The following is a 20,926-nucleotide window of genomic DNA, read 5'->3' on the forward strand; positions in this document are numbered from 1 at the left end:
CGTGGCGGCCGCGCAACGATCCTGCCTGAAATTGGCACGAAAGTGCAACGCACAAGCGATTCAGGAACCGGGTGGCGCCAGCAGAAAATTGTCTTTCATATCGGTCTCCGCGCCTGCCTCCAGCGTCTGCACCTGTGCCTCGTCCTTCAGGTTGACCCCCGAGAGCTGACGCCGACAGGCTTCGCGCATCAAAAACTGCAGGCGATGTGCCGCCATCCCGTAGCTCAAGCCTTCCAGCCGCACATTGGAGATGCAGTTGCGCCAGGCATCGGTCAGGCCGACCTTGGGATTGTAGGTGAAATACAACCCCAGGCTGTCGGGAGAGCTCAGGCCAGGGCGTTCGCCGATCAGGATGACCGACATTTTCGCGCCCAGGCGTTCGCCGATCTCGTCCGCAATCGCTACGCGACCTTGTTCAACCAGCACCACAGGGGCCACGGACCAGCCTTCAGCGCTGATTTGTTCTTCAAGACGCGCCAGAAACGGCAGGGTATGCCGATGCACGGCCAGTGCCGACAGGCCATCGGCAACCACAATCACCAGATCCACCCCGCCTGGGTGGTTGGCGACATAGTCATTCAGGGCTTGCGCAGAGGCATCACTGAGTTTTCGCCCAAGATCGGGGCGTTGCAGGTAGGTATTGCGATCCGGTGCAGCACTGTGCAGCAACAGGCAGTCGTGACCGCGTTCGGCCAGTTGCTGACGGAGCGCGGCATGCTCAAACGGTAGATGCACCGCGTCCCTGGCCTGGGCGTGGGCATACTGAAAATCAAGCTGGGCGCGGGTCGGAATGCTGGTGCCGGTTCGACCGAGGGCGATCCGTGCCGGGGTCAGACGGCGTAGCTCCAGCCAGGGATTGTGGGGATCAAAGGGTAATTTATCCATATCAACACTTATCCCAATTGCGCCAATGCCTGGCGGAAGGCCGGTGGCAGGCTGTTGCCAAACAGGACCCGGCCGTCCGCCTGGGTGAAGATGCCCATTCTTGCCAACCATTGCTCGAACTCCGGCGCAGGCTTCAATCCCAGGGTCTGGCGGGCGTAGAGCGCATCGTGGAAGGACGTGGTCTGGTAGTTGAGCATGATGTCGTCGGAGCCGGGAATGCCCATGATGAAGTTGATTCCGGCGACGCCGAGCAGGGTCAGCAAGGTGTCCATGTCATCCTGATCGGCTTCGGCATGGTTGGTGTAGCAGATGTCGCAGCCCATGGGCACACCGAGCAGCTTGCCGCAGAAGTGGTCTTCGAGGCCGGCGCGGATGATCTGCTTGCCGTTATAGAGATACTCCGGGCCAATGAATCCTACGACGGTGTTCACCAGAAACGGCTTGAAATGGCGTGCCACGGCGTAGGCTCGGGTCTCGCAGGTCTGTTGGTCGATACCGTGATGGGCGTTTGCCGACAATGCGCTGCCTTGGCCGGTTTCGAAATACATCAGGTTTTGCCCGAGGGTGCCGCGATTGAGGCTCAAACCGGCTTCGTAACCTTCCTGCAACAGGTTCAGATTGATGCCGAAACTGGCGTTGGCTGCTTCGGTACCGGCAATCGACTGGAACACCAGATCCAGCGGCACGCCTCGATTCACCGCTTCTATGGAGGTGGTGACATGGGTGAGCACGCAGGCCTGGGTCGGGATGTCATAGCGCTGGATGATGGCATCGAGCATTTCCAGCAGGGCGCAGATCGAGGCGATGCTGTCGGTCGCCGGGTTGATGCCGATCATGGCATCGCCATTACCGTGCAACAGACCATCGAGAATACTCGCGGCGATGCCGGCCGGCTCGTCGGTCGGGTGGTTGGGTTGCAGGCGTGTGGACAGGCGGCCACGCAGACCGAGGGTGCCGCGAAATCGCGTGACGATGCGAATCTTCTGCGCCACCAGCACCAGGTCCTGCACGCGCATGATCTTCGACACGGCGGCCGCCATTTCCGGGGTCAGTCCAGGCGCCAGGGCACGCAGTGTCTGCTCGTTGGCTGCGTCGCTGAGCAGCCAGTCGCGAAAGCCGCCGACAGTCAAGTGGCTGACAATGGCGAATGCCTGTGGGTCGTGGGTGTCGATGATCAGTCGGGTAACTTCATCTGTTTCGTAAGGGATCAGCGCTTCCTGTAGGAAATGGCTCAGCGGGATGTCAGCCAATGCCATCTGCGCGGCAACGCGCTCGCCATCATTCTGGGCGGCAACACCGGCCAGGAAGTCCCCGGAACGCGCCGGGCTGGCTTTGGCCATGACGTCTCTGAGGCTGTCGAAACGATAGGTCTGGGCGCCGACGGAATGGGCAAATGCGGCCATGGGGCGGTGTTCTCCAGATATTTGGATGATGACCTTTAGATGCAAGGCCTGAGCCAAGGCGCTCAGTCGCGGAGACAGTCAGGACGCTATAGCGGGCAAGCCCGCTCCCACAGGGTTATGGGCCAGCCATAAAAATGGACTCATCCGATAACCCTGTGGGAGCGAGCTTGCTCGCGATGGCTGATTCAAGGGCGACACAGTAACAACTGCATCGCCCACGGCACTTAGAAGAAGCCCAGCGGGTTGATGTCGTAGCTCACCAGCAGGTTTTTGGTCTGCTGATAGTGATCGAGCATCATCTTGTGGGTTTCACGGCCGACGCCGGACTTCTTGTAACCGCCGAACGCGGCGTGAGCCGGGTACAGGTGGTAGCAGTTGGTCCACACACGACCGGCCTTGATGGCGCGGCCCATGCGGTAGGCGCGGTTGATGTCGCGGGTCCAGAGACCGGCGCCAAGGCCGAACTCGGTGTCGTTGGCGATGGCCAGGGCTTCGGCTTCGTCCTTGAAGGTGGTGATGCTCACCACCGGGCCAAAGATTTCTTCCTGGAACACGCGCATTTTGTTGGTGCCCTTGAGAAGCGTCGGCTGGATGTAATAGCCAGTCGCAAGATTGCCTTCGAGTTTTTCCACCTTGCCGCCGGTCAGCAGCTCGGCGCCTTCGCCCTTGGCGATTTCCAGGTACGAGAGGATCTTGTCGAATTGCTGCTCGGACGCCTGGGCGCCGACCATGGTGTCGGTGTCGAACGGGTCGCCACGCTTGATCTGCATGACTTTCTTCATCACCACCTGCATGAATTCGTCGTAGATCGACTCCTGCACCAGTGCGCGGGAAGGGCAGGTGCAGACTTCACCCTGGTTGAAGAACGCCAGCACCAGGCCTTCAGCGGCCTTTTCAATGAAGGTCGGTTCGGCCTTCATGATGTCTTCGAAGAAGATGTTCGGTGATTTGCCACCCAGCTCCACGGTGGACGGAATAATGTTTTCGGCCGCGCATTTCATGATGTGCGAACCGACCGGGGTCGAGCCGGTGAAGGCGATCTTGGCGATGCGTTTGCTGGTGGCCAGAGCTTCGCCGGCTTCTTTGCCGAAACCTTGCACGATGTTCAGCACGCCCGGTGGCAGCAGGTCGCCGATCAGTTCGACCAGCACGCTGATGCCCAGCGGGGTTTGTTCGGCCGGCTTGAGCACCACGCAGTTACCGGCGGCCAGGGCCGGGGCGAGTTTCCAGGCGGCCATCAGGATCGGGAAGTTCCAAGGAATGATCTGCCCGACCACGCCCAGTGGTTCATGGATGTGATAGGCCACGGTGTTGCCGTCGATTTCGGCAGCGCTGCCTTCCTGGGCACGCAGGCAGCCGGCGAAGTAGCGGAAGTGGTCGGCGGCCAGCGGAATGTCGGCGTTGAGGGTTTCACGTACGGCTTTGCCGTTGTCCCAGGACTCGGTGAGTGCCAGGGTTTCCAGGTTCTGTTCGATGCGGTCGGCGATTTTCAGCAGGATCAGCGAACGGGCCTGAACAGAGGTGGCACCCCACGCATCGGCAGCGGCGTGGGCAGCGTCCAGGGCCTTTTCGATGTCTTCGGCCGTGGAGCGGGGGAATTCGGCAATGGGTTGGCCATTCACTGGCGAGGTATTGGTGAAGTACTGACCTTTGACAGGCGCGACGAACTCGCCGCCGATGTAGTTACCGTATTTGCTCTTGAACGAAACGATAGCGCCTTCAGTACCGGGGTGAGCGTAACGCATGGTGTTTTCTCCTGGCTTTTGTGCTTATAGGGAGGCGCGCATGTGCGCTTGCTTTAAGCGTAGAGCAAGGGTCGGGCCAGCGCCTTGCACGTCAGGCAAATCAAGGCCTTGCGTAGGTTTTGTCAGACGGGTGGGCGGCGTCTGTGACGCTTCCGGTACAGGGGGTGTGACACTTTGTACCGTTTCTGGCACAGCTTGTGACCGACCGGTCTCGCCGGCATTGCAATGCAAGTCAGGCTGGAGGATGCTCGGCATTACCTCATGCACGGGTCGCCGAGCCCCGGGGAGCATAATAAGAAATGCACGACAACCATTTGAGTCGCCATGCCCAGCAAGTACTGACCGTCGCTCAGGGTAAAGCCCACCTGCAGGGACCGGGCAGTGATCCTTCCATCGCTCGCTCCTGGCTGCGTTGTCTGGAGGACTATCACCTCGATCCTGCGCTGAGCGTTGCGCCGACCGTGCTTGAGCATGGTCGCGTTCTTGAAAGCCGCGAACGGTTGCGCCAGGTGCTGCACATCGCCGGCAACGAAATGACCAGCCTGCATCAACAACTCTCCGGCGCAGGCCACGCGGTGCTGCTGACGGACGCCCGCGGGGTGATCCTCAACTGCGTCACGGCTCCGACCGAACGCAAGATTTTCGAGCATGCCGGGCTCTGGCTTGGTGCCGACTGGAGCGAGGCCTGTGAGGGCACCAACGGCATCGGCACCTGCCTGGTGGAGCGCCAGTCGCTGACCATTCATCAGGATGAACACTTTCGCGGCCGCCATACGGGACTGACCTGCTCGGCAAGCCCGGTGTTCGACCCGCAGGGCGAATTGCTGGCGGTGCTCGATGTGTCCTCGGCCCGTCGCGACGTCTCACGCCAGAGTCAGTTCCACACCATGGCGCTGGTCAATCTCTCGGCGAAGATGATCGAGAGCAGCTACTTCCTGCACAGTTTCGATAATCAATGGCTGCTGCGATTTCACTTGCAGGCCGAGTCCGTGGGCCTGTTCAGCGAAGGTTTGTTGGCGTTCGACGGGGAAGGGCGCATTTGTGCGGTCAATCAGAGTGCTCTGAACCTGTTGGGGCATGTTCGCGGTGGGCTGTCGGGCAAACCGGTGGAACAGTTTTTCGATTGCTCGCTGGATGAGTTACTGGGTCGAGCCAGTATCGATGCCAGCACGCGTTGGCCCCTGCGGACCCGCGACGGTCGCAAATTGTTTGCTGCGCTGCGGGGGCAGCCACGCCGTGCGCCGGTGCCGATGGTGGCCCGTGCACCCGTCGAACAACCTGCGCCGCTTTTGGGCATTTGCCTTGGCGACGCTGCCTTGCAGGAAAGTTTCCGCAAGTCCCTGCGGGTTTATGAGCGAGACGTACCGCTGCTGATCAATGGTGAAACCGGCTCGGGTAAGGAAGCCTTCGCCAAGGCGGTACATCAGGCCAGCCAGCGGGCGGACAAGGCCTTTGTTGCACTCAATTGCGCGGCGATCCCGGAAAGCCTGATCGAAAGTGAGTTGTTCGGTTATCGCGGTGGCAGCTTCACCGGTGCACGCAAAGAAGGAATGCGTGGCAAGTTGCAGCAGGCCGATGGCGGGACTTTATTCCTTGATGAAATCGGCGACATGCCGCTGGCCTTGCAGACGCGACTGCTGAGGGTGCTGGAGGATCGTCAGGTGGTGCCGATTGGTGGCGAGCCTGAGTCGGTGAACGTGCGGATCATCAGCGCTACCCACCGCAATCTGCTTGAACGGGTCCAGGACGGCAGCTTCCGCGAGGATCTGTATTACCGGCTCAATGGTCTTGAGGTCGCCTTGCCGGCCTTGCGTGAACGCAGTGACAAATCCCAGTTGCTGGATTTTTTGCTGGCTGAAGAGGCGGCCGGAGAATCCATACTGATCGACACGTCGGCGCGTGAAGCTTTGCTGGGGTTTACCTGGCCTGGCAACGTCAGACAGTTGCGCAATGTGCTGCGTACGCTGGCGGCGCTGTGTGACGAGGGGCGGGTGGGGCTGGAGGATCTGCCGGCGATGATTCGGCAGGCACGGCCGGCAGAGATGATGGTTGTCGCTGAGACGCCGGAGCATCCATTAGAGGACGCCGAGCGGTTGGCGTTGCTCAATGCCTTGGAGCATACGCGCTGGCACATGACGCACACGGCGCAACAGTTGGGCGTCAGCCGTAACACCCTCTATCGCAAGCTGCGCAAGCACGGGATCGCCCGGTAAACCGCGCCGCGGCCATCGCGAGCAAGCTCGCTGCCACAAGGGCTGTGCAGATCCTGTGGGAGCAGCCTGCTCGCGAATGGCATCCCTCCAATCTGAAACACAAGGTGCGATTTTCCCCTCCCTAGGCTAACCTGCGGCCATGTTTTACGAGGTCGACTATGCACATTCATATTCTGGGTATCTGTGGCACTTTCATGGGTTCGATGGCCGTTCTGGCCAAGGAGCTGGGTCATCACGTGACCGGCTCCGATGCCAACGTCTATCCGCCGATGAGCACTCAGCTCGAGGCCCAGGGCATTGAACTGACTCAAGGTTACGATCCGGAGCAACTCGACCCGGCACCGGACCTGGTGGTGATCGGCAATGCCATGTCCCGGGGTAACCCGGCCGTGGAGTATGTGCTGAACAAAGGCTTGCCTTACGTTTCCGGCCCGCAGTGGCTGGCCGACCACGTGCTGCAAGGTCGCTGGGTACTGGCCGTTGCCGGCACGCACGGCAAGACCACCACCAGCAGCATGCTCGCCTGGGTCCTGGAACACGCGGGCATGAGCCCGGGCTTCCTGATCGGCGGCGTACCGCAGAATTTCTCGGTATCGGCGCGCCTGGGCGGAACACCGTTCTTCGTCATCGAGGCCGACGAGTACGACAGTGCGTTCTTCGACAAACGCTCCAAGTTCGTTCACTACCGCCCACGCACCGCCATCCTCAACAACCTTGAATTCGATCACGCCGATATCTTCCCGGACCTGCCGGCGATCGAACGCCAATTCCACCATCTGGTGCGGACCATCCCCAGCGAAGGTCTGGTCATTCACCCGACCACCGAGCCTGCTCTGCAGCGCGTCATCGAGATGGGCTGCTGGACGCCGGTGCAGACCACTGGCGCCGGTGGCCAGTGGCAGGTGAAATTGCTCAGCGAGGACGGTTCGAAGTTCGAGGTCATGTTTGAAGGCGTTGCCCAGGGCGTGGTCGAGTGGGACATGACCGGTCAGCATAACGTGGCCAACGCCCTGGCGACCCTGGCCGCCGCCCGCCATGTCGGTGTGGTGCCGTCCATGGGCATCGCCGCCTTGAGCGCGTTCAAGAGCGTGAAGCGCCGGATGGAAAAAGTTGCCGAGGTTCGCGGCATTACCATCTATGACGATTTCGCCCACCACCCGACCGCCATCGCCACCACCCTCGACGGTCTGCGCAAGCGCATCGGCGATGCACCGTTGATCGCGATCATCGAGCCACGCTCCAACTCGATGAAGCTCGGCGCGCACCGCGACGGTTTGCCGGAAAGCGTGGTCGATGCCGATCAGGTGATCTGGTACGCACCGGCCAACCTCGGCTGGGATCTGGCGGGGACGGCGGCGCTTTGCACCGTGCCGTCGATTGTCAGCGATTCACTGGAAGGCATCATCGAGCGGGTGAAGAGCCAGGCGCAGCCCGGCACTCACGTGCTGATCATGAGCAACGGCGGCTTCGGCGGCCTGCACGGCAAACTGGCCGAGGCGCTCAAATGAACAAAGGCCCGGACCGTATCACCCTGGCCATGACCGGCGCTTCCGGCGCCCAGTACGGTTTGCGCCTGCTCGACTGCCTGGTGCGCGACGATCGCGAAGTGCACTTCCTGATTTCCAAGGCTGCGCAACTGGTGATGGCCACCGAAACCGATGTCACGCTGCCGGCCAAGCCGCAGATGATGCAGGCCTTCCTCACCGAATACACCGGCGCTGCTGCCGGGCAGATTCGTGTGTACGGCAAGGAAGACTGGATGTCGCCGGTTGCCTCGGGCTCGGGCGCGCCGGCGGCGATGGTGGTGGTGCCGTGCTCCACTGGCACCTTGTCCGCCATTGCCACGGGCGCGTGCAACAACCTGATCGAGCGTGCCGCGGATGTGACCTTGAAGGAGCGCCGCCAGTTGATCGTGGTGCCTCGGGAAGCGCCGTATTCGAGCATTCACCTGGAGCACATGCTCAAACTGTCAAACATGGGTGTGACCATCCTGCCGGCATCGCCGGGCTTTTATCACCAGCCACAAACTATCGACGACCTGATCGACTTCGTGGTGGCGCGGATTCTCAACCTGCTGAACATTCCTCAGGACATGCTGCCGCGCTGGGGCGAGCATCATTTGACCAGTGATGAATAAGCTGTTGGTGGTGGTGCTGGCCCTGCAACTGGCCGGTTGCGCCACTGCGCGCACACTGGATGCGGCCAAGCCGGGGGCGCCGATCGTGTATTCGGGCACGCGTCTGGATTTGTACGCCATGAATGGCGGTTGCTGCGCCAAGGACCGCTTCGGGGCCGAAGCGCCGAGCTATCCCGGCGTCGATCTGCCGGGGAGTGCACTGCTCGATACGTTGTTGCTGCCGCTTTCCTTGCTGACGGTGTTGGGTGTGAGCTTTCAGGCGACGGGTGGGTTGTAGGGGAGCGCTTTGCGCTCATCGCGAGCAAGCTCGCTGCCACATTTGAACGGTGTCGTTCACCAAGCCAGTTCGCGAAAGCGCCTTGTCAGGCCAAACAGATTATTTGCCGAGCTTGCGCAACTCATCCGACTCGACAATCCGAATGCCATCCTGCTCTTCGAGCGCCAGGCGCCACATTGCGCGAGCCAGTTGGCAGGCTTCGATACCCCGATACTTGCCCGGAATCAGGCGGGACAAGGGGCCGGCAAATTGTTCGGCCATGCGCGGTTCGACGCGCTCGCCCAACAGCAATGACGGACGGCAGATGGTCAGTTGCGGCCAATCCTGCGCCCGCAGTGCCTGCTCCATCTCACCTTTGACACGGTTGTAGAAAATCGAGGATTTCGGATCGGCGCCCAGGGCGCTGATCACGATCAGGTGGCGTGCGCCCATTTCCCGGGCACGTTTGGCGAAGGCTACGACCATGTCCAGATCCACCGCGCGAAATGCCTGCTCGGAGCCGGCCTGCTTGATGGTGGTGCCCAGGCAGCAGTAGGCGATGTCGACGCGACCGTTCAGTTGCGGCAGGAACACCGCAGGATCACCCACCGGGTTTTCCAGGTGCGGATGCTTGGCCAGAGGCCGGCGTGAGGGGGCCAGCACCCGGCTGATCGTCGGCTCGTTGAGCAGCCGATCGAGCAAATGTTCACCGGTCAGACCCGTGGCTCCGGCAAGCAGTACGTGCTGAGGCGTCAAGTACATAGTGTTTCCCCCTTGATACTGTTCAGCTTAGTTGCTGTTTGCATCCTTGCTCTCGATAGAGACACTTTGCAGCGCCTTTCGTGCCTGTTGCTTGCGTAACAATTGCCAGTGCGAGAGGACGGTTTTCGGTGCCCAGATCTGCGGTTCAGAGGCTTCGAAACCGTCTGCCAGCTCGCGTTCGGCCACGGTGGCCTTCGCCAGCTTGAACGCCTGTTCGAGGTCGTCGGTCTGGTTGAGCGCCTGGGCGAACAGCGCGTCGCCGAAGTAGGTGAAGTTGGCTTCTTCCGAACAGCCGAAGGACACGCGATCGGCCCGGGAGGCGGTCATGATCAGCGTCCGCTCATCCTTGAGGGCGGGGATGAAACCACCGGAATAGCAGGAGGAGATCACGATGATCTTGTCGCGATTTTTCAGCGGAGCCAGCACCGCGGCCATTTCGTCGGCCGGCAGGTCGGCCAGCTCCATGCGCGGCTGATCGAGCACCAGTTCGTGCTCGGCGGTGCCATGGCTGGTCAGGTAGATGAAGATCAGGTCTTCCGGCCCGCTGCGTTCGGCCAGGGTCTGGGCGGCGCGCCGCAGGTTTTCCCGGGTGGCCATCGGCCGATCGCCGAGGTGATCACGATGGTTGACCAGGCGGATCTGGCCGTAGGCGCCGAAGCGGCTGGCGAGCATGTTGGCGACGTAATCGGACTCGCGCAGGAACACGCTCTGCTTGCCATCGCCGCCCAGGGTCAGTGAGTAAAGCTCAATGGCCGGCGTCGAGGCCGGGACGTTGGCCAGTGCCTCATCGAGCAAGCGTCCTTGAGCGAGCAGGCCGAGCTCCAGGGTATCGGGTAACAATTTGCCATCGGCGTCGCGCACGCGTTGGCCATTGATCCAGGTGCCGCTGAGCAGGGTGCCATCAGTGAGTACCAGGATGCCGCGCCCCTGATAGCTGTCGTTGTCGAACTGACCGGTGTAAAAGCTGCCGTCCGGCAGGTTCAGGCGGCCCTGGCCGGAAAAGCGCCAGTCACTGAACTGGCCGATGTAATGGCTGCCGTCTGCGCCGATCAGCTCGCCCTTGCCGTTCAGTGAGCCTTCCTTGAACTGCCCGAGCCAGACATCGCCATCGGCGTTTTCGTAGCGACCCTTGCCGTGCAGTTGATTGTTCTTGAAGCTGCCGACATAGATGTCGCCGTCAGCGCTGTTGAATGTCCCGTTGCCTTCCAGTTGCCCGTCGACGAAGTGGCCGGTGAACTGGTTGCCGTTGCCATCGCCACGCTGGCCCTCGCCGTTGGGTTTGCCGTGGGCGAACTGGCCCTGATAGGTGCTGCCGTCTTCGAGTTCGAGGCGACCGAGGCCGGAATACTGATCGGCCTTGAACTCGCCGCGGTAACTCATGCCGTTCTCTTTGAGCGTGCCTTCACCATCGCGTCGGCCGGCCTTGAAACCACCGGTGTAGCTGCTGCCATTGGTGGTCAGGCTGCCCTGGCCCTCGAACAGTCCCTGATTGAATTGTCCGCGATAGACTTCGCCATTGCTGCCGTGCCATTCGCCCTGGCCTTGCCACTGTCCCTTGTCGAACTCGCCGGCGTACCAGCTGCCGTTCGGGTAATCGATGCGGCCCTGGCCTTGCAGCAAACCATTGACCAGGTCACCGCGATAGCGCCCACCGTCCGGTAAACGGGCGTCGGGGGGCAATGGCGATTCGCCGTTGCCGCAAGCGGTCAGCATCAGGGTCAAGGCAAGCAGAGCAAGTGGGCGCATAGCGGGTTCCGGGCAATTAAGCGAGCGAGTATGCCGCAGCTATGTGTCCTTATATAGGGTGAGAAACAGCAATAGAGTGCGAAACAGCGTGCGCTGTTTCGCCTCCGAGAGGTTTTACACGAAGCACAGGGACAAAGGCTCGGCGATGTACGCCGGTTTGTCCGAACCCTCGATTTCCAGGGTGGTGGTGGCCTTGAGCAGCCATTGGCCGGGTTTTTTCTCGGTAACTTCAGTCAGGTCGACCTTGAGCCGTACTCGCGAGTTGACCTTGACCGGTTGAATGAAACGCACGCTGTCGAGGCCGTAGTTGACCACCATCTTCAAGCCTTGCGGCACGACGAGGATGTCCTCCATCAGTTTCGGAATCAGCGACAGTGACAGGAAGCCGTGGGCGATGGTGCCACCAAAAGGTGTCTGCGCGGCTTTGACCGGGTCGACATGGATGAACTGAAAATCCCCGGTGGCTTCAGCGAACAGGTTGATGCGGTCCTGATCGATGGTGAGCCATTCGGAACGTCCAAGTTCCTTGCCGACATAATCATTGAGCTCTGCAACTGGAACAAAGGGCATTGAGACTCTCCTTGGGTTCATCGGTTTTATAGTTTTAGGTTGGGGGGATGCGACCTCCCGGCTTACCACTTTAGATCACCATGGCAAAACGGCGCGGTCAACTGACCATGCTTTTGGCGAATGCCGATCCATAGCCCAAGCATGCTTATAATGCCCGGGCCAATGCGGGTGACGGATTTTGCAAGGGGACAAGAATGTTGTTACGGGGCCTGACATGGCTGGTGCTGTTCCAATTGCTCGGCACGGCGCTCAATCATTTGTTTTTGCCGGTGCTGCCGGGCCCTATCGTTGGCCTACTGTTGTTGCTGATTTATCTGATTTGCCGTGGCCAGGTCGGTGAACCCCTGAGTCAGGCTGCCGGCAGCCTGTTGCGTTACCTGCCATTGTTGCTGGTGCCGCCGGCCGTGGGTGTGATGGTGTATGCCAAGGACATCGCCGCGGATTTCTGGGCCATCGTCGGTGCGCTGGTGTTGTCGCTGCTGCTGTCGATGGCGTTTGCCGGGGTGCTGATGCAGCGCATGGTCAAGCGTCACGTTCAGCCGGAGGACGGCCAATGATGTTCGACTGGCAGGGTGCCTGGACTTCAGTCATTCACCATCCCTTGTTCGGGATCGGCATTACGTTAGGCGCTTATCAACTGGTGCTGGCGGCCTTCGAGAAAACCCGCTGGATCTTTTTGCAGCCGGTGCTGGTCTCCATGCTGCTGGTGATCGGGGTGCTGGTGGGCTGTGGCCTGACTTACGCCGAGTACCGCAAGAGCACCGAGATCCTCAGTATCCTGCTCGGCCCGGCCACTGTCGCGCTGGCGGTGCCGCTGTACCTCAACCTGCGGCGGATTCGGCAGTTGTTCTGGCCGATATTTACTACGCTGGTGATAGGCGGTGTAGTGGCCACGGGCATGGGCGTATTGCTGGGCTGGTCGTTCGGTGCCGAACACATGATCCTGATGACCATGGCACCCAAGTCGGTAACCTCGCCGATCGCGATGCTGGTGGCTGAGCAGATCGGTGGCGTGGCGGCCCTGGCGGCGGTGTTTGTACTGATCACCGGGGTCATCGGCGCGATTTTCGGGCCAGCGCTGTTGACCCGGCTCGGCGTACACAGTCCCGAAGCCCGAGGCATGGCCCTGGGCATGACTGCGCACGCGGTGGGCACCTCGGTGGCCTTGCAGGAAAGTGAAGAGTGCGGTGCCTTCGCGGCGCTGGCGATGAGTCTGATGGGCGTGGCCACGGCAGTGTTTCTGCCGTTGGCGGTGTCGATGGTGGTGTGAAGGAAATGTCTATGAGCCTGCCGCTTTTTCCGCTGAATACGGTGCTGTTTCCTGGCTGCATCCTCGACTTGCAGATCTTCGAAGCGCGCTACCTGGACATGATCGGTCGCTGCATGAAACAGGGCGGTGGCTTCGGCGTGGTGTGCATTCTCGACGGCGAAGAAGTCGGTATCGCTCCGGCCGGTTATGCGCTGGTCGGCTGTGAAGCGCTGATCACCGATTTCAAGCAACAGGACAATGGCCTGCTGGGGATTCGGGTGCAGGGCGGACGGCGCTTTCACGTGCTACGCACCGAAGTCCAGCGCGATCAGTTGACCCTCGCCGAAGTCGAGTGGCTCGAGGACGAACCCGAGCAACCCTTGCAGGACGAGGACGCCGATCTGGTGGCCCTGCTCAAGGCGTTGGCGGAACATCCGATGGTCGAAGCCCTGAACATGGGCACCGAAGCCACCGGGCAACAGTCGCTGGCCAATCAACTGGCGTACCTGTTGCCGTTCGCCGAGCTGGACAAGATCGACCTGCTGCAACTCGACGACCCGCAGCAACGCCTGGATGCGATTCAGGCGCTGCTGGATGAGTTGCAGGGTGAGTTGTTTGCCTGAGGTTTCGGGAAAGCCTTCCGCTTAATAGGCGTAGCGCATCATCGTGTGCGGTAAATGACGCATCACGAAAAAGCTGAACAGCGCCACCAGCGCCGGCAATATCAGCCACCAGACCTTGGGTGGCAGAGCTTGCAGCGGCTCCTTGCGTTGTACCAGCCAGAGACTCGCCGCACAGATGCACGCCGCCAACATGGTGCCGGCGAGGATGTCGGTCGGCCAGTGCGCGCCGAGGTACACGCGAGATAGCGCGATAGCCAAGGCCGGTATGCTGCCGAGCAGCAGCCAGGTCAGACGCATCCTTGGCGGTTGCCCGCGACCGGCCAGTACCGCGAGGGTCAGGAACAAGGCGAGCGCGCCAGACGCATGGCCGCTGGGCATGCTGTAGCTGGTCAGCGGATCGCTCAGGACTTCCGGGCGTACCCGGGCAAAAAAGTGTTTGGTGGTGGTATTGGCCAGTGCCGTGAACAGTAACGTGCCGATGGCGAAGATCGCCTGGCGCCATTGCCGGGTAATCAGCAGCAACCCCACTAGCAGCGCACTGAACAGCAACATGTTGCGGAACTCGCCAATCAGCGTGAAAACCACTGCCACTTCGTCGAGCATCGGACTGCGGTGTTCCTGCACCAGGGTCATCACACCCTGGTCGAGGGCGCTCAGGTAGGGATAGCCGATAAACAGTCCCAGCAGAATCAACAAACTCATGCCGGTAATGAACAGGGTGGCCCTGCGGTGCTGGCGCATGCTGCTGGTGGCGCTGAGCCCCACCATCACCGCGATGCTGCCGGCGACGATACCGGCCTGAAGCCAGAAGCCTTCGGGTAATGGCAAGCGAATCGCCGCGCCGGTGGCCCAACCGGGCAGCAGATAGGCCACCGACCAGCCCGCCGCCGCCAGCAGGCTGACGGCGAAAAAACGCGGGAAGGGCATGTCACACATGCCCGCGACCATCGGCAGCATGGGGCGCAGTGGCCCGATAAAACGGCCGACCAGCAAGCTGGCAATGCCGTAGCGCGCAAAATAGGTTTCGGCCCCGGCGATCCATTCAGGGTGATGACGCAGGCCGGGCAGGCGCCGGATATTCTGGTGGAAGTGGCGGCCGAGAAAATACGAAACAACGTCACCCAACACGCCCGCCAGAAAGCCCAGCAGCAAGGTTTCGCTCAGCGACAGCGCGCCGCTGCCTGCCAGCACGGCGACGGCGAACAGCAATACTGTACCGGGAACAATCAGCCCGGCAATCGCCAGGCACTCGACAAACGCAATGATGAACACTGCCGCTGCCAGCCATTGCGGGTTGACCGCCAGCCAGCCGGTCACGCTATCGAGCCATGGGCCCATACATACCACTCCATTGAATGTTCAAACTGATTCCGGGAAAAAACGCATTTCAGGCGCTACTGATCATTGTAGGGGCGAGTCTGCGCGCGAAAGCGCTGTGTCAGGCGCATCTGTTTCGCCTGGGCTGGCCCTTCGCGAGCACGCTCGCTCCTGCAGGTTTGGCTGTGTTCAGGCGAGCAGCAGGTAGTCGCGACCTTCGACCTGCCCCCGGCGCAACGGGTTCCGGGTGCAGTACGCTGCGTAGGCCGCGTCGACGAAGCGGTACATCAGGTGCTCATCGCGCCCGTGGGGAATGCCTAGCCGGGTGGTCTGGATGATTTGTGCCGGCACCAGTCCCACGTCTTCCACCAGCATCATCTCGGGGTCGAAGCGCTTTGCGTCCCAGACCGGGACTTTCAGGCCCATGGCCTTGCAGAGCAGTGTCTGCCCGGCGCAGAGCTTTTGCGACGGGCGCGGACGACCCTCGGCATCGGGGTTGTTCAGGAGCATCTGCGCCAGGCTGGCCGGGCCGCTGACTTCATCGACCCACGGATAGGCGGACTTTATGAGCACGGCATTGCCGGGGCCCTGAGCGCTGAAGTTGAGGGAATCGCCACCTCGGGCGTAGTACATATAGATGTGGCCGCCATCCAGAAACAAAGCCTTACGCTTTTCTGTGTAGCCGAGGGAGGCGTGGCTGCCCTTTTCTGCGCAGTAATAGGCCTCGGTTTCGATGATCCGGGCGCTGAGCCACAGGTCGCCGACCCGGTGACGGATGACCTTGCCCAGGAGCTCCCGGGCAAGAATCTGCGCATCGCGATCGAAAAAATCGTCTGCAAGTGCAGTGGGCAGGCGCGTTGCCGGCGTGCCAACAGTCAGGTTGGACATGGTGAGCGGCGTTAATCGAGGCTGAATGAGGCCTGATGATAACAATTCGCAGCTTAATTCCAGCTGAACGTCGGCAAATCGTTGTCCATTTCGACCATCCGCCCGTCACCGCTGTTAGTCGGTGGGCGCGACAGCTATAATCTGCCGCTTTACTCTTTACCAAGACCTTGAGCAAAGACCACGGCAGACCATGACTGAGCCCGTTCTTGACTATATGACCCGCCTGGGTCGCGCCGCCCGTGAAGCTTCTCGCGTCATCGGCCGTGCCAGCACTGCGCAGAAAAACCGTGCCCTGCAGGCTGCCGCCAATGCGCTGGACGCTGCGCGCGCCGAGCTGACGGCCGCAAACGAGCAGGATCTGGCGGCGGGCCGTGCCAATGGTCTGGAGCCTGCGCTGCTCGAGCGTCTGGCGCTGACGCCTGCGCGTATCGACGGCATGATCGTCGGTCTGCGTCAGGTGGCGGCATTGCCGGACCCGGTCGGAGCGATCCGTGACATGAGTTTCCGCCCGTCGGGTATTCAGGTCGGCAAGATGCGCGTGCCTTTGGGCGTGATCGGGATCATCTACGAGTCGCGGCCAAATGTGACCATCGATGCCGCCAGCCTGTGCCTGAAGTCGGGCAACGCAACTATCCTGCGTGGCGGTTCCGAGGCGATTCATTCCAATCGCGCCATCGCCGCCTGCATTCAGCGCGGTCTGGCCGAGGCCGGCTTGCCGGCGGCCGTGGTGCAAGTGGTCGAAACCACGGATCGGGCGGCAGTCGGTGCACTGATCAGCATGCCCGAGTATGTCGACGTCATCGTGCCCCGTGGCGGCCGTGGCCTGATCGAGCGGGTCAGTCGTGATGCCCGCGTTCCGGTGATCAAGCATCTGGACGGCATCTGCCACGTTTATGTCAGCGAGCACGCCGATCTGGCCAAGGCCCAGCGTATCGCTTTCAATGCCAAGACCTATCGTTATGGCATCTGCGGTGCCATGGAGACGTTGCTGATCGAGCAAAGTGTTGCCAAGGATTTCCTGCCGGCGATGGCCGCCCAGTTCCGCGAGAAAGGCGTCGAGCTGCGTGGCTGCGAGCGCACCCGGGCGATCATCGATGCCGTGCCGGCCACCGAAGAAGACTGGAGCACCGAGTACCTGGCGCCGATTCTGTCGATCCGCGTGGTCGACGGGCTGGACCAGGCCATCGAGCACATCAACCATTACGGCTCTCACCACACTGATTCGATCGTCAGCGAACACCAGGGCGACACCCGGCGTTTCGTGGCTGAGGTCGACTCATCGTCGGTGATGATCAACACGCCGACCTGCTTTGCCGATGGCTTCGAATACGGATTGGGTGCCGAGATTGGCATTTCTACTGATAAGCTGCACGCCCGTGGCCCGGTAGGGCTCGAAGGGCTGACCTGCGAGAAGTACATCGTGGTCGGTGATGGCCAGTTGCGCGGACAGGAGCCGGCCTGACTTGGGCGACCACGACCCGTCAGCCCCGGTCACTGCCAGCGAGCCGGCGCCCCGGCGCATTGGCGTACTGGGTGGAACCTTCGACCCGGTGCACATCGGCCATTTGCGCGGTGCACTGGAAGTCGCCGAAACCCTGGCGCTCGATGAGCTGCGTCTGACACCCAGTGCCAGACCGCCTCACCGGGATACGCCACAGGTGTCGGCGCAAGACCGTCTGGCGATGGTCGAGTGCGCGGTGGCCGGTGTGGCACCGTTGGTGGTGGACGCCCGTGAATTGCAGCGGGACAAACCGTCCTACACCATCGATACCCTGGAACTGATGCGCGCCGAACTGGCCGCGTCCGACCAGGTTTTTCTGCTTTTGGGCTGGGACGCTTTTTGCGGCCTGCCCACTTGGCACCGCTGGGAAGAGTTGCTCCAGCATTGCCATATCCTGGTGTTGCAACGCCCGGATGCCGACAGCGAACCGCCGGATGCCTTGCGCAACCTGCTGGCAGCGCGCTCGGTGAGCGACCCGCTGGCCCTCAAGGGGCCGAGCGGACAGATTGCATTCGTCTGGCAGACACCGCTCGCGGTATCTGCCACCCAGATCCGTCAACTGCTGGCCAGCGGTAAGTCGGTACGTTTCCTGGTGCCCGACGCGGTCCTGGCCTACATCGATGCGCACGGTCTGTACCGTGCGTCGAACTGAATAGGAGTGCTTCAAGGCACGTGGCAACAACGTGTACCGAAGCCCCGAACATACGAGCAAAACGAGTTTTATATGACGAGCAACAACGAAAGCAAAGTAAAACGCAAAGGCACATTCAAGAGTGCGCCGCTGCCGGAAAAGGTCCTCGCCGCCGAGCCGCCTAAAGGTGACGAGCTGGTCAAGATCGCCGTAGCCGCCCTGGAAGACGTCAAGGCCCAGGACGTGCTGGTCATCGATGTTCGCGACAAGCAGAGCATCACTGACTACATGATCATCGCCACCGGTACTTCCAACCGCCAGATCGGCGCGATGCTGGACAAGGTCCGTGAAGCCGTCAAAGCCCTGGGCATCAAGCCGTTGGGTGAAGAAGGCAAGGGCGACAGCGACTGGGTACTGCTGGACATGGACGACGTCATCGTTCACATGATGACCTCCAACGCCCGTCAGTTCTACGACCTGGAGCGCCTGTGGAAAGGTGCCGAGCAGAGCCGTGCCGCTGACGGCAAACACCACAGCCCTGAAGTTGGTCACGAGCATTTCAACAAGCTCAACAAAGACCAGGAATAAGGAACGGCTGTGCGACTGCGACTGATCGCCGTCGGTTCACGCATGCCCAAGTGGGTGGAAGAAGGCTGGCATGAATATGCCAAGCGTCTTCCGTCCGAGCTGGCGCTGGAACTGGTGGAAATTCCGCTCAATACCCGCGGCAAGAATGCCGACGTGGCCCGTTTCATCCGCCAGGAAGGCGAAGCGATGCTGGCCAAGGTCGGGCCGAACGAGCGGATTGTCACACTCGAAGTGCACGGTAAGCCCTGGAGCACCGAGCAGCTGGCGGTCGAACTTGATCGCTGGCGCCTGGACTCGCGCACGGTCAACTTCATGGTCGGCGGCCCGGAAGGGCTGGCTCCGGAAGTCTGTGCCCGCGCTGATCAGCGCTGGTCGTTGTCGCCGCTGACATTGCCGCACCCACTGGTGCGGATTCTGATCGGCGAACAGCTGTACCGTGCCTGGACCGTGCTGTCCGGTCACCCTTACCACAAGTAGTTCGGCCCTCATGTCTCAACCGATCCGCATCAAGGACCACGAAAAAGACGCCCGTCTGGTGCGTGGCCGCGTCGTGTTCGGGGCAATTGCCGTCATGGTGCTGATTGGCGTGCTGATCGCGCGGCTGTATTTCCTTCAGGTGATCCAGTACGAGTACCACTCGACCCTGTCGGAAAACAACCGCGTCCATGTGCAGCCGATTCCGCCGCCCCGTGGGTTGATTTACGACCGTAACGGTGTGGTGATTGCCGACAACCGGCCCAGCTTCAGCCTGAGCATGACCCGCGAGCGTTCTGGCGATTGGCAGCAAATACTCGATGTGATCGTGCAGGTGCTCGAGCTGACGCCCGAGGATCGGGTGATTTTCGAGAAGCGCATGCGCCAGGGGCGGCGGCCGTTCGAGCCGGTGCCGATCATGTTCGAGTTGACCGAAGAACAGATCGCGCGGATCGCCGTGAACCAGTTCCGCCTGCCCGGGGTGGAAGTGGTCGCGCAGTTGGTGCGTCACTACCCGCAGGGCGCGCATTTTGCGCACTCGGTGGGTTACATGGGGCGGATCAACGAGAAAGAGCTCAAGACGCTGGATCCGGTGAGTTACAGCGGCACCCATCAAATTGGCAAAACCGGTATCGAGCGCTTCTACGAGCCGGAATTGCACGGTCAGGTCGGCTACGAAGAAGTCGAGACCAACGCTCGTGGCCGCGTCTTGCGCGTGCTCAAGCGTACCGATCCGGTTCCCGGCAAGGACATTGTCCTGAGCCTGGACATCAAATTGCAGGAAGCCGCCGAACTCGCACTCGGTGGTCGTCGTGGTGCCGTGGTTGCACTGGACCCCAATACCGGTGAGGTTTTGGCGATGGTCAGCCAACCGAGCTTCGACCCGAACCTGTTCGTCACCGGCATCAGCTTCAAGGCCTATTCCGAACTGCGCGATTCGATCGACCGGCCGTTGTTCAACCGGGTTCTGCGTGGCCTGTATCCGCCGGGTTCGACCATCAAGCCGGCCGTGGCCATTGCCGGTCTGGATTCCGGCGTGGTGACCGCGTCGACCCGGGTGTTCGACCCCGGCTACTACATGCTGCCCAACTACGATCACAAGTACCGTAACTGGAACCGCACCGGTGACGGTTACGTGGACCTCGATACGGCGATCATGCGTTCCAACGACACCTACTTCTATGACCTGGCACACAAGCTGGGCATTGATCGGTTGTCGTCTTACCTGAGCAAGTTCGGTATCGGTCAGAAAGTCTCCCTGGACATGTTCGAAGAGTCGCCGGGGCTGATGCCGTCCCGCGAGTGGAAGCGCGCGACCCGTCGTCAGGCGTGGTTCCCGGGCGAAACGCTGATTCTGGGGATCGGTCAGGGCTACATGCAGTCGACTCCGTTGCAACTGGCCCAGGCCACGGCCCTGGTGGCCAACAAGGGTGTCTGGAACCGTCCGCACCTGGCCAAGACCATCGAAGGCCAGAAGCCGGTGGACCACAACCCGATGCCGGACATCGTCCTGCGCGATCCGTCGGACTGGACCAAGGTCAACCACGGCATGCAGCAGGTGATGCACGGTGCCCGGGGTACGGCGCGCAAGGCTTCCATCGGCGCGCAATACCGGATTGCCGGCAAGAGCGGTACGGCCCAAGTGGTCGCAATCAAGCAAGGCGAGAAGTACGACCGTTCCAAGGTTCAGGAGCGCCATCGTGACCACGCCTTGTTCGTCGGCTTTGCACCGGCAGACAACCCGAAAATCGTAGTGGCGGTGATGGTCGAGAACGGCGAGTCCGGCTCCGGCGTCGCCGCGCCCGTCGTGCGTCAAGTCATGGATGCCTGGCTTCTGGACCCCGAAGGTCGCCTGAAGCCTGAATACGCAAGCCCCATCAGTGCAGAGGCTACCGCCCGTGATGAATAACTTTGATCGCATGCTCTCCAGCGAGGATG

Annotated in this window: 20 protein-coding genes; 12 read left to right on the top strand and 8 right to left on the bottom strand. The window is 61.4% G+C overall.

Translation table 11 applies throughout. The annotated features are described in order from the left end of the window. Window positions 1-60 precede the first annotated feature (60 nt). From eutC to exaC, 3 genes are all read right to left on the bottom strand, one after another. Window positions 61-885, bottom strand: coding sequence for an ethanolamine ammonia-lyase subunit EutC (gene eutC / locus EIY72_RS22645; protein WP_093229822.1), 825 nt, complete (start codon window positions 883-885; stop codon window positions 61-63). Between the two features lie 8 nt (window positions 886-893). Continuing rightward, on the bottom strand, window positions 894-2,288 hold the full coding sequence (locus EIY72_RS22650) for an ethanolamine ammonia-lyase subunit EutB (protein ID WP_093229825.1): 1,395 nt from the start codon (window positions 2,286-2,288) through the stop codon (window positions 894-896). Between the two features lie 224 nt (window positions 2,289-2,512). Then, complete coding sequence (gene exaC / locus EIY72_RS22655) at window positions 2,513-4,033, bottom strand: acetaldehyde dehydrogenase ExaC (protein ID WP_093229827.1); 1,521 nt, start codon at window positions 4,031-4,033, stop codon at window positions 2,513-2,515. A gap of 299 nt (window positions 4,034-4,332) precedes the next feature. On the opposite strand from exaC, the gene EIY72_RS22660 reads away from it, so the two are divergent. The 4 genes from EIY72_RS22660 to EIY72_RS22675 all read left to right on the top strand — a co-directional run bounded on the left by EIY72_RS22660 (window position 4,333) and on the right by EIY72_RS22675 (window position 8,660). Next, the gene (locus tag EIY72_RS22660; RefSeq protein ID WP_093229829.1) at window positions 4,333-6,246 is read left to right on the top strand and encodes a sigma-54-dependent Fis family transcriptional regulator; all 1,914 of its coding nucleotides are present in this window, start codon (window positions 4,333-4,335) and stop codon (window positions 6,244-6,246) included. 158 nt (window positions 6,247-6,404) lie between these two features. Then, a complete protein-coding gene (gene mpl, locus EIY72_RS22665) occupies window positions 6,405-7,754 on the top strand; it encodes a UDP-N-acetylmuramate:L-alanyl-gamma-D-glutamyl-meso-diaminopimelate ligase (protein WP_093229832.1) in 1,350 nt (449 codons plus the stop codon). Then, on the top strand, window positions 7,751-8,383 hold the full coding sequence (gene ubiX, locus EIY72_RS22670; protein ID WP_093229835.1) for a flavin prenyltransferase UbiX: 633 nt from the start codon (window positions 7,751-7,753) through the stop codon (window positions 8,381-8,383). The genes mpl and ubiX overlap by 4 nt, the downstream gene beginning before the upstream one ends. Continuing rightward, window positions 8,376-8,660, top strand: coding sequence for a YceK/YidQ family lipoprotein (locus EIY72_RS22675; protein WP_093229837.1), 285 nt, complete (start codon window positions 8,376-8,378; stop codon window positions 8,658-8,660). Before ubiX ends, EIY72_RS22675 begins: the two co-directional genes overlap by 8 nt. 99 nt (window positions 8,661-8,759) lie before the next feature. On the opposite strand, the gene EIY72_RS22680 is transcribed toward EIY72_RS22675, so the two are convergent. From EIY72_RS22680 to EIY72_RS22690, 3 genes are all read right to left on the bottom strand, one after another. Further along, window positions 8,760-9,401: an oxidoreductase gene (locus tag EIY72_RS22680; protein WP_093229840.1), complete on the bottom strand. Its 642-nt coding sequence runs from the start codon at window positions 9,399-9,401 to the stop codon at window positions 8,760-8,762. Between the two features lie 27 nt (window positions 9,402-9,428). Continuing rightward, window positions 9,429-11,147 carry a C13 family peptidase gene (locus EIY72_RS22685; RefSeq protein ID WP_093229843.1) on the bottom strand — a complete coding sequence of 573 codons (1,719 nt, stop codon included), beginning with the start codon at window positions 11,145-11,147 and terminating at the stop codon, window positions 9,429-9,431. 114 nt (window positions 11,148-11,261) lie between these two features. Next, entirely contained in the window at window positions 11,262-11,717 is a 456-nt protein-coding gene (locus tag EIY72_RS22690) for a MaoC family dehydratase (RefSeq protein ID WP_093229845.1), read from the bottom strand. 194 nt (window positions 11,718-11,911) lie between these two features. Between EIY72_RS22690 and EIY72_RS22695 the strand changes: the two genes are divergently transcribed. From EIY72_RS22695 to EIY72_RS22705, 3 genes are read left to right on the top strand one after another with little or no spacing between them, the layout of a single operon-like run. Further along, window positions 11,912-12,274 carry a CidA/LrgA family protein gene (locus EIY72_RS22695; protein WP_093229848.1) on the top strand — a complete coding sequence of 121 codons (363 nt, stop codon included), beginning with the start codon at window positions 11,912-11,914 and terminating at the stop codon, window positions 12,272-12,274. After that, complete coding sequence (locus tag EIY72_RS22700; RefSeq protein WP_093229851.1) at window positions 12,271-12,987, top strand: LrgB family protein; 717 nt, start codon at window positions 12,271-12,273, stop codon at window positions 12,985-12,987. Before EIY72_RS22695 ends, EIY72_RS22700 begins: the two co-directional genes overlap by 4 nt. An 11-nt stretch (window positions 12,988-12,998) precedes the next feature. After that, a complete protein-coding gene (locus EIY72_RS22705) occupies window positions 12,999-13,589 on the top strand; it encodes an LON peptidase substrate-binding domain-containing protein (protein WP_093229854.1) in 591 nt (196 codons plus the stop codon). Window positions 13,590-13,610: 21 nt separating this feature from the next. Here EIY72_RS22705 and EIY72_RS22710 read toward each other — a convergent pair whose 3' ends face one another. After that, the gene (locus tag EIY72_RS22710) at window positions 13,611-14,927 is read right to left on the bottom strand and encodes a bifunctional DedA family/phosphatase PAP2 family protein (RefSeq protein WP_093229857.1); all 1,317 of its coding nucleotides are present in this window, start codon (window positions 14,925-14,927) and stop codon (window positions 13,611-13,613) included. Between the two features lie 168 nt (window positions 14,928-15,095). Then, a complete protein-coding gene (locus EIY72_RS22715; protein WP_093229859.1) occupies window positions 15,096-15,794 on the bottom strand; it encodes a DNA-3-methyladenine glycosylase in 699 nt (232 codons plus the stop codon). 190 nt (window positions 15,795-15,984) lie between these two features. Here EIY72_RS22715 and EIY72_RS22720 point away from each other — a divergent pair, with 190 nt between their 5' ends. The 5 genes from EIY72_RS22720 (at window position 15,985) to mrdA (ending at window position 20,897) form a co-directional block, all read left to right on the top strand. Beyond that, window positions 15,985-17,256, top strand: a complete 1,272-nt coding sequence (locus EIY72_RS22720; protein ID WP_093229862.1) for a glutamate-5-semialdehyde dehydrogenase — start codon at window positions 15,985-15,987, stop codon at window positions 17,254-17,256. Further along, window positions 17,225-17,947 carry a nicotinate-nucleotide adenylyltransferase gene (nadD, locus tag EIY72_RS22725; RefSeq protein WP_093229865.1) on the top strand — a complete coding sequence of 241 codons (723 nt, stop codon included), beginning with the start codon at window positions 17,225-17,227 and terminating at the stop codon, window positions 17,945-17,947. The genes EIY72_RS22720 and nadD overlap by 32 nt, the downstream gene beginning before the upstream one ends. 72 nt (window positions 17,948-18,019) lie before the next feature. Further along, a complete protein-coding gene (gene rsfS / locus EIY72_RS22730; RefSeq protein ID WP_007975896.1) occupies window positions 18,020-18,514 on the top strand; it encodes a ribosome silencing factor in 495 nt (164 codons plus the stop codon). A gap of 9 nt (window positions 18,515-18,523) precedes the next feature. Then, window positions 18,524-18,991, top strand: coding sequence for a 23S rRNA (pseudouridine(1915)-N(3))-methyltransferase RlmH (gene rlmH, locus EIY72_RS22735; RefSeq protein ID WP_003185785.1), 468 nt, complete (start codon window positions 18,524-18,526; stop codon window positions 18,989-18,991). Window positions 18,992-19,001: 10 nt separating this feature from the next. After that, on the top strand, window positions 19,002-20,897 hold the full coding sequence (mrdA, locus tag EIY72_RS22740; protein ID WP_093229868.1) for a penicillin-binding protein 2: 1,896 nt from the start codon (window positions 19,002-19,004) through the stop codon (window positions 20,895-20,897). Window positions 20,898-20,926 lie beyond the last annotated feature (29 nt).

Source organism: Pseudomonas vancouverensis (assembly GCF_004348895.1).
Taxonomy (GTDB): domain Bacteria; phylum Pseudomonadota; class Gammaproteobacteria; order Pseudomonadales; family Pseudomonadaceae; genus Aquipseudomonas; species Aquipseudomonas vancouverensis.